General features: G+C 74.8%; 3 protein-coding genes. All 3 read left to right on the forward strand.

The features are described 5' to 3' along the window. Nucleotides 1-162 precede the first annotated feature (162 nt). Genes recC through recD form a run of 3 tightly spaced genes read left to right on the forward strand, consistent with a single transcriptional unit; the run spans nt 163 to nt 8572 of the window. Entirely contained in the window at nt 163-3429 is a 3267-nt protein-coding gene (gene recC / locus E9934_RS12965) for an exodeoxyribonuclease V subunit gamma (RefSeq protein ID WP_136563319.1), read from the forward strand. Beyond that, the gene (locus tag E9934_RS12970) at nt 3426-6839 is read left to right on the forward strand and encodes a UvrD-helicase domain-containing protein (RefSeq protein WP_136563320.1); all 3414 of its coding nucleotides are present in this window, start codon (nt 3426-3428) and stop codon (nt 6837-6839) included. The genes recC and E9934_RS12970 overlap by 4 nt, the downstream gene beginning before the upstream one ends. Beyond that, nucleotides 6836-8572 carry an exodeoxyribonuclease V subunit alpha gene (gene recD, locus E9934_RS12975; protein WP_136563321.1) on the forward strand — a complete coding sequence of 579 codons (1737 nt, stop codon included), beginning with the start codon at nt 6836-6838 and terminating at the stop codon, nt 8570-8572. Before E9934_RS12970 ends, recD begins: the two co-directional genes overlap by 4 nt. Nucleotides 8573-8583: the final 11 nt, after the last annotated feature.

An 8583-nucleotide genomic window follows, 5' to 3' on the forward strand; every position in this document is an offset into this window, starting at 1 on the left:
GGGTAGGGCCGCCGGCTCGCGCCGCCCCGCGGGCCCTCGGCGGCGTTGCGGACGCTCGATGGTGCAACCAGACCGCGGTCGCGCCCGCGCCTTGCCGAGCATCCCGCGGATGCGACGCTCGCTGATCGACGTCCCTACCCGCGCGATCTCTAAGGTTCAGGTGTGCTGACCATCCACCGCGGACCCGGGACCGCCGCCCTCGCCGATGCGCTGGGCGAGGTGCTGGCGACGCCGCCGACGGACCCGTTCGCGAAGGATCTGGTCGTCGTGCCCGCGAAGGGTGTGGAGCGCTGGCTCGCCCAGCGCCTCTCCCACCGCCTCGGCACGGGCGAGCGCGGCACCGACGGCGTGTGCGCGGGCATCGACTTCGTCCGGCCGCGCTCGCTGGTCGCCCTGCTGACCGGCACCGAGCACACCGACCCGTGGCACCCCGACCGTCTGGCCTGGCCGGTCCTGGAGGTCATCGACGCCGGCCTCGGCGAGCCGTGGGCGGCGCCGCTGGCCCGGCATCTCGGCGAGGACCGCGAGGGCGTCGAGAGGGAGTTGCGGCGGAGTCGTCGCTATGGCCTCGCCCGTCGGCTGGCCGGGCTGCTGTCGTCGTACGCCGTGCAGCGGCCGGGCCTCCTGACCGACTGGGCCGCGGGGGGCGACGGCGGGCCGGACGACCTCGCCGCGGACCTGGCCAACGACCTGGCCTGGCAGCCCGAGCTGTGGCGGCGCGTGCTGGAGCGGGTCGGCGCGACGCCACCCGACGAGCGACACCGCCGCACCTGCGCCGAGCTCGCGGAGCAGCCGGACCGCTTCGACCTCCCGACGCGGCTCAGCCTGTTCGGCCACACCCGCATCCCGGTGACCGAGGTCGAGCTGCTGGGTGCCGTCGCCCGGCACCGCGAGGTCCACCTCTTCCTGCCGCAGACCTCCGCGGTGCTGTGGGACGACCTGCGTCCCGTGCTGGCCGCCGGACCGGTGCCGCGCGCCGACGACGACTCGGCGGCCGCGGTCCGCCATCCCCTGCTCGCGACCCTGGGTCGCGACGCCCGCGAGGTCCAGCGACAGCTCGCGCCGCTGCTGGACGGCTCCTTGCTGGACGGATCGCCCGGCGGCGGGGTGGCGGAGGTCGTCCACCCCGGTCCGGAGCCGGGGAACCACCTGCTCGGCTGGCTCCAGGCCGACCTGCGGGCAGCCACGCCCCCGGCCGACACCCGCCACCGGGTCCTCGACCCCGCCGACCGGTCCGTCCAGCTGCATGCCTGCCACGGCGCCGTCCGACAGGTCGAGGTGCTGCGCGACGTCCTGCTCGGACTGCTCGACGCCGACCCCACCCTCGAGCCACGCGACCTCCTGGTGATGTGCCCCGACGTCGAGGGCTTCGCGCCGCTGCTGCATGCGGTCTTCGGCGCCGTCCCCGACGACCACCCCGCCCGCCAACTGCGGGTCTCGATGGCCGACCGCGGGCTCGCCGCCACCAACCCCCTGCTCGCGATCGCCGGTCAGCTGGTCGCGCTCGTGGAGGGCCGGGCCCGGGCCACCGACGTCCTCGACCTGGTCGGCGCGCCACCGGTGCGGCGCCGCTTCCGGCTCACCGACGACGACCTCGCGACGATCACCCGGTGGACCACCTCGTCCGGGGTGCGGTGGGGCCTCGACGCCGGCCACCGGCGGACCCACGGCCTCGAGCTGGGCGAGAACACCTGGCGCTCCGGGATCGACCGCATCCTCGCCGGGGTGGCGATGCCCGAGGAGCAGGTCCTGCTCGGGTCGACCCTCCCCCTCGACGACGTCGGCTCCTCCGACCTCGAGCTGGCCGGCCGGTTCGCCGAGGCGATCGCCCGGATCGAGGAGGCGGTGGCCGCCCTCGCCGCCGCCGGCACCGCCGCCGAGTGGGCCGCCGCACTGCTCACCCATGTCGGCGCCCTCACCTCGACCTCCTACGACGACGCCTGGCAGTCGGCGCAGCTGGACCACGAGCTCGGCCGGCTCGCCGCCGACTCCGGCCCGGCGCGGTTGACCGTGGCCGACGTACGCCGTGTCATCGAGGACCACACCGCCCCCCGGCCGACTCGCACCAGCTTCCGCACCGGCGCCCTCACCGTGTCGTCGCTGGTCCCGATGCGGTCGGTCCCCCACCGCGTGGTCTGCCTGCTCGGCATGGACGCCGACGTGTTCCCGCGGACACTGACCGTCGACGGCGACGACGCCCTCGCCCGCTCCCCGCGCACCGGCGAGCGCGACGCCCGCGCCGAGGACCGCCAGCTCCTGCTCGACGCGGTCCTCTCCGCGCGCGACGCGCTGGTCATCACCTATGCGGGGATGTCCGAACACTCCGGACAGGACAAGCCGCCCGCGATCCCCGTCGGCGAGCTGCTCGACGCCCTCGACGCGACAGCGGCCGGGCCCGTACGCCGGCACGTGGTGACCCGGCAGCCGCTGCAGCCCCACGACGAGCGGCTCCTGGCAGCCGACGACCCGCGCTCCTTCGACCCGGTGGCGCTGGCCGCGGCGACGGCCGCACGACACACCCAGCCGGCCGCCCCCTTCTTCACCGGGCCGGTCTCGCCGCCAGGCCCCGACCTGACCCTCGACGACCTGCGCCGCTTCCTCGCCAACCCGGCGCGGGCCCTCCTCGACCACCTCGAGATCGGCCTTCCCTTCGACACCGATCCGCCCTCCAACGACATCCCGCTCGCCCCGGGCAACCTGGAGAAGTGGGCGGTCGGCGACCGGATGGTCGCGGCCCTGCTCGCCGGAGGCACCGTCAGCGACATCGAGGAGGCCGAGCTGCGGCGCGGCACGCTCCCGCCAGGCGCTCTGGGACGGACCGCGCTCACGGACATCTCGAGCGCCGCAGGTGACGTGGTGCGCGCGGCCGCGGCCCGCCGCGTCGGCGACCCCGTCACGACCGACATCACGCTGGACCTGGGCGACGACGTCCGTCTCACCGGACGGGTCGGCGACCTCCACGACGACACGATCGTGCGGGTCACCTACTCCCGGCTGGGCGCCAAGCACGCGCTCGAGCTCTGGCTCGACGTGCTCGCGGTGCAGGCGATGCGCCCCGACCGGCAGATCCGCGGCGTGGTCGTCGCGAAGGGAGTGCCCGGCGAGATCCGTCCCGTCGACCCGGACCTGGCCCGGGCGACCCTCGCCGCGTGGGTGCGGCTGCGCCACGACGGACTGCAGCAGCTCTGCCCGCTGCCCCTGCAGACCGGGCGTGCGTGGGCGCTGGGCCGCGGCCATCGTCGTACGGCGTGGACGAATGCGATGCGGAAGTGGCAGTGGGACCGCTTCAAGCCCGAGCGGGACGACCCGGCGTGGAGCTGGTTGCTCGGCCCGCGCGCCGACCTCGACCGGCTTCCCGACCTGGGCGCGACCGCCGAGGCGGTGTGGGGCGACCTCGTCCCCTTCGAGAAGGGATGGTCCGCCCGATGACCGCCGCACTCGACGCCTTCGACATCACCGCTCCCCTGCCGGGGGCGGGAGACGGTCGGGCACCACGCCACCTGGCCCCGTCGACCACGCTGCTCGAGGCGAGCGCCGGCACCGGCAAGACCTGGACGATCGCGGCCCTCGTGACGCGCTACGTCGCCGAGGGGCACGCCACGATCGACGAGATCCTCGCCGTCACCTTCACCAACGCCGCCACCAGCGAGCTGCGCGACCGGGTGCGCGGGCGACTGGCCGAGGTCGCCGCCGGCATCGAGGCCGAGCTGGCGGGTGAGCAGCCGGCTCGTCACGACGCCCTGGTGGCGCACCTTCTCACCGGCACGCCCACGGAGCTCGCGCAGCGTCGCGACCGGCTCCGCGCCGCACTGGCGACCTTCGACACCTCCACGATCGTCACCATCCACCAGTTCTGCCAGCTGGTCCTGCGCGGGCTCGGCATCGCGGGCGACACCGATCCGCGAGCGACGCTGGTGGAGGACCTGACGGACCTGCGCAAGGAGGGCGTCGACGACCTGTGGCTGCGCGACCGCTCGGGCGACGACCGGCTGCCGCACGACGCGGCCGGCGTCCTTGCCCGGGCCGTCGTCGACAACCCCGGCTCCCGGCTCGAGCCCGCAGACCCGGCCGCCGGGTCGGTCGACGCGGCCCGGGTCGACTTCGCCCGCTCGGTCGTGGCCGAGTTCGACCGCCGCAAGCGGCGCCTCGGCGTGCTGTCGTTCGATGACCTGCTGATCCAGCTCCGCGACGTCCTCGACGATGCCGACGCGGTGGCCGGGGAGCGGATGCGGGCACGTTGGCGGGTCGTGCTGATCGACGAGTTCCAGGACACCGACCCGGTGCAGTGGGACGTCTTCGAGCGGGCGTTCCACGGCCGGGCGGTGATGGTCCTGATCGGCGACCCGAAGCAGGCGATCTATGCCTTCCGCGGCGGCGACGTCTTCACCTACCTCAAGGCGGCCGCCGTGGCCGACGCCCGGCAGACCCTCACCGTCAACCAGCGCAGCGACCACGCCCTCGTCGCCTCGGTGCACCGGATGCTCAACCACGCCCAGCTGGGCGACCCGCTCATCGACGTGCACCCGATCGAGGCCGCCCGCGACGCCGACGACGACCACCTGCGTGGTCTCGACGGTGACGCCTTCCAGCTCCGTGCGCTGCTCCGGGCCGACCTCGGCGTCGGGGAGGACCAGCTCGCCAAGGTCGACCAGGTGCGTCCGCGCATCGCCGCCGACGTGGCCGTCCAGGTCCGGACCATGCTCGGCTCGGGCGCCGAGGTCCTCGACACCGAGCAGGACCAGTGGGTTCCCCTGACCGCCGGCCACATCGCGGTGCTGGCACATGCCCGACGCGACCTCGAATACGTCCAGGCCGCGTTGCGCGACGTCGGCGTCCCGGCCGTCATCACCGGCGGACAGAGCGTCTTCGCCACCGAGGCCGGCGCCCAGTGGCGGGCCCTGCTGGAGGCGATGGCCCAGCCACACCGTCCCCGCCTCGCGCGCGCTGCCGGCGCGACCCCCTTCTTCGGCCTCGACGGCAACGCCCTCGACCAAGGCGGCGACCAGCTCACCGACCGTCTCTCCGAGCAGCTGCGCGACCTCGCCCGGACCTTCACCACCCGCGGCATAGCAGCCGTCTTCGAGACCCTCGTCGCCGACGGCCTGTCCGCGCGCGTCCTCGGCATCGAGGGCGGGGAGCGACGGCTGACCGACCTGCGCCACCTGGCCGAGCTGCTGCACGACACCGCGACCCGCGACGCCCTCGGACTCGCCGGCCTCCTCGCCTGGTTCCTCGACCGCCAGCGTGACGCGTCCGACGCCACCTCGGAGCGGACCCGGCGGATCGACTCCGACGCCCATGCCGTCCAGCTCGTGACGATCCACGGCAGCAAGGGGCTCGAGTACCCCGTCGTCCTCGCGCCCTATCTGTCCGACCGCTGGGTCGACGACAAACCACCGTCGTCGCTGATCTATCACGACGGTCGCGACCGGGTCCTCGACATCGGCCTGCCCTCCCAGCGCCCCGCGCAGCTGGTCGCCCGGCACCGCAGCGAGGACGCCGGCGAGTCCCTCCGCATGCTCTACGTCGCCCTCACCCGCGCCCGCTCCCGCCTGGTCGTGTGGTGGGCCGCCGGCAGCAACGTGTCCTGCTCCGCCCTGCACCGGATGCTGCTCGGCCGCACGCCCGGCGAGCCGACCGTGCCCGACCGCGTCGCCCCGCCCGCCGACGAGGTCGTGGTCAGCTGGTTCCGGCGCTGGGGTCACCCCGACGTCGGCGGCCCCAGCCTCGCCCGCGCCGAGCTCACCGAGCCACCCCCGCTGCCCGTGGGCGCGGCGCCGGGCGAGCTCGCCGTCCGGGCGTTCGACCGCGAGGTCGACCAGCTCTGGCGTCGTACGTCCTATTCGGCGCTCTCCGCCGCCGGCGAGGCCGAGCAGGCCGCGGTGAGCAGCGAGCCGGAGGTCGTCGAGAAGGACGACGAGCCCGAGCTGTCGGCGCCACCGGTCCCTGCCACGACGGGCGAGACCGATGACGAGACCCGCGACGGGGCCAGCGACGTGCCCTCGCCCCTCGCCGACTTCCCGAGCGGGGCCCGCTTCGGCTCGTTGGTCCACGGCGTCCTCGAGCACGCCGACCCGCAGGCGGCCGACTGGCCGGCGGAGCTGCTGCTCCGCGTCCGCGAGCAGCTCGTGGAGTGGCCGGTCGACCTCGACGCCGAGGCGCTCGCCGCGGCGCTGGTCGAGGTCTGCGACAGCCCGCTGGGCCCGCTCGCGCCCGGCCTCACGCTGCGTGGTCTCCCGCTGGGCGACCGGCTGCGCGAGCTCGACTTCGAGCTGCCGATCGGCGGCGGGGACGAGCCTGTCCCCGACCCGCGCCTGCTCGGCGAGATCGGCGGGCTGCTGCGCCAGCACCTGCCGGCCGACGACCCGCTGCTGGGCTACGCCGACGCCCTCGACCAGCCCGAGCTCGGCGGGCAGGTGCTGCGCGGCTTCCTCACCGGCTCCGTCGACGTCGTCTTCCGGGTCGGCTCCGGTGGTCAGGAGCGCTACGTGATCTGCGACTACAAGACCAACTGGCTGGGCGATCCCGACGAGCCGCTCACCGCCGCGGCCTACGCGCCCGACCGGCTCGCGGCGGCGATGGGCCACTCGTCGTACCCGCTCCAGGCGCTGCTCTACGCCGTCGTCCTGCACCGCTTCCTGCGCTGGCGGCTGCCCGCCTACGACCCCGAGCAACACCTCGGCGGCGTCGTCTACCTCTATCTCCGCGGCATGTGCGGCCCGGACAACCCGATCGTCGACGGCTCCCCCTGCGGGGTCTTCTCGTGGAGCCCGCCCGCCACGCTCGTCGTCGCGCTGTCCGACCTCCTCGACGGCGCCCCGGTCGGAGGTGCGGCATGACCGAGCTGTTCGAGACCACCGAGGCGACCGATCACCGCCTCCTGCAGGACCACGACGGTCCGTTGGCCGCACTCAACGCCGCCGGCCTGCTCACCGCCGGCGACGTGCGCACGGCCGACGCCGTGTGCCGCCTGGGGGGCGAGTCCTCTCCCGACGTCGCGGTCGCGGTGGCGCTGCTGGTCCGGGCGGCACGCTCGGGGTCGGTCTGCGTCGACCTCGCGGAGGCGGCCGAGCTGCTCCCCGAGCACCCCTGGCCGGAGCCCGGCCGGTGGCTGGTCGAGGTGACTGCCAGCCCGCTGGCCGATGTCGCCCTGCGCGTCGACGACGACCTCGTCTACCTCCACCGCTACTGGGCGGAGGAGGGCGCCGTCGTGGACGACCTGCAGGAGCGGATGGCGCGCGTGCAGCCTCCCGTCGACGAGGACCGGCTCGCCCAGGCGCTGGACCGGCTCTTCCCGCCCGACTACGAGGAGCAGCGCACGGCGGCCGAGGAGTCGGCGCGGCGCTGGACGTCGGTCATCACCGGCGGCCCCGGCACGGGCAAGACGACCACCCTGGCCCGACTGCTCGCCGTCCTCGCCGACCAGTCGCCGCGACCGTTGCGGATCGCGCTGGCCGCGCCGACCGGCAAGGCCGCGGCGCGGATGTCACAGTCGCTCGCCCGGACCCTCGCCGACCCCGACGTCGTGTTCCCGGCGCAGGACCGCGCGGCCGTGCAGGGGCTGGAGGCCTCGACCCTCCACCGCCTGCTGGGCTTCCGTGGCGACAACCACAGCCGCTTCCGCCACCACCGGGGCAACCGCCTGCCGCATGACGTCGTCGTGGTCGACGAGGCGTCGATGGTCTCGCTGAGCATGATGGCCCGCCTCGTCGAGGCGATCCGGCCCGATGCACGGCTGGTGCTGCTCGGTGACGCCGACCAGCTGGCCTCCGTCGAGGCAGGCGCCGTGCTGCACGACGTCGTCGCCGGCTTCTCGGGCGGCTCCCCCACCCCGGTCAGCCGTCTGGAGACCTCCCACCGCTTCGGCGAGGACATCGGCGACCTGGCCGCCGCCGTCCGTGACGGCCACGCCGGCACGGCCTGGGACCTCCTCGAGGCCGGCACCGCACGCGTCGAGCTCGTCGATCCCGGCGACACCGCCCGGATCCGCGCGCTCGTGCTGCCCGCCGCCCGCACACTGCGCGCCGCCGCGCTCGACGGCGACCACGACGCGGCGATCAAGGCACTCAACAGCCACCGACTGCTGTGCGCCCACCGCGAAGGCCCCTTCGGCGTCGCCCGCTGGAACGACCAGGTGGCGCAGTGGCTCAGGGACGACGAGGGGCTGGAGTGGCTCCCCCTGCGCTATCCGGGGCAGCCGCTGCTGCAGACCAGCAACGACTACGGCCTCAAGCTGTGGAACGGCGACACCGGGGTGGTCCTCGGCGGCGAGGAGCGCCAGGCCCTCTTCGACGACGGCGCGGGCGGACGCGTCGTCTCCCTCGCCCGGCTCTCCGACGTGGAGGTCGCCCACGCGCTGACCGTGCACCGCAGCCAGGGCAGCGAGTTCGGCGAGGTGACCGTGATCCTCCCCGACGCCGACTCCCGCCTGCTCACCCGCCAGCTGCTCTACACCGCGATCACCCGCGCCGTCGACGTCGTCCACGTCGTCGGCACCGAGGACGCCGTCCTCGAGGCCGTACGACGACAGGCCGGCCGCGCCTCCGGCCTCACCCAGCGACTCCGCGACTGACCTCCTCGACC

Origin of the sequence: Nocardioides caeni (assembly GCF_004912195.1) — a bacterium.
GTDB lineage: Bacteria > Actinomycetota > Actinomycetes > Propionibacteriales > Nocardioidaceae > Nocardioides > Nocardioides caeni.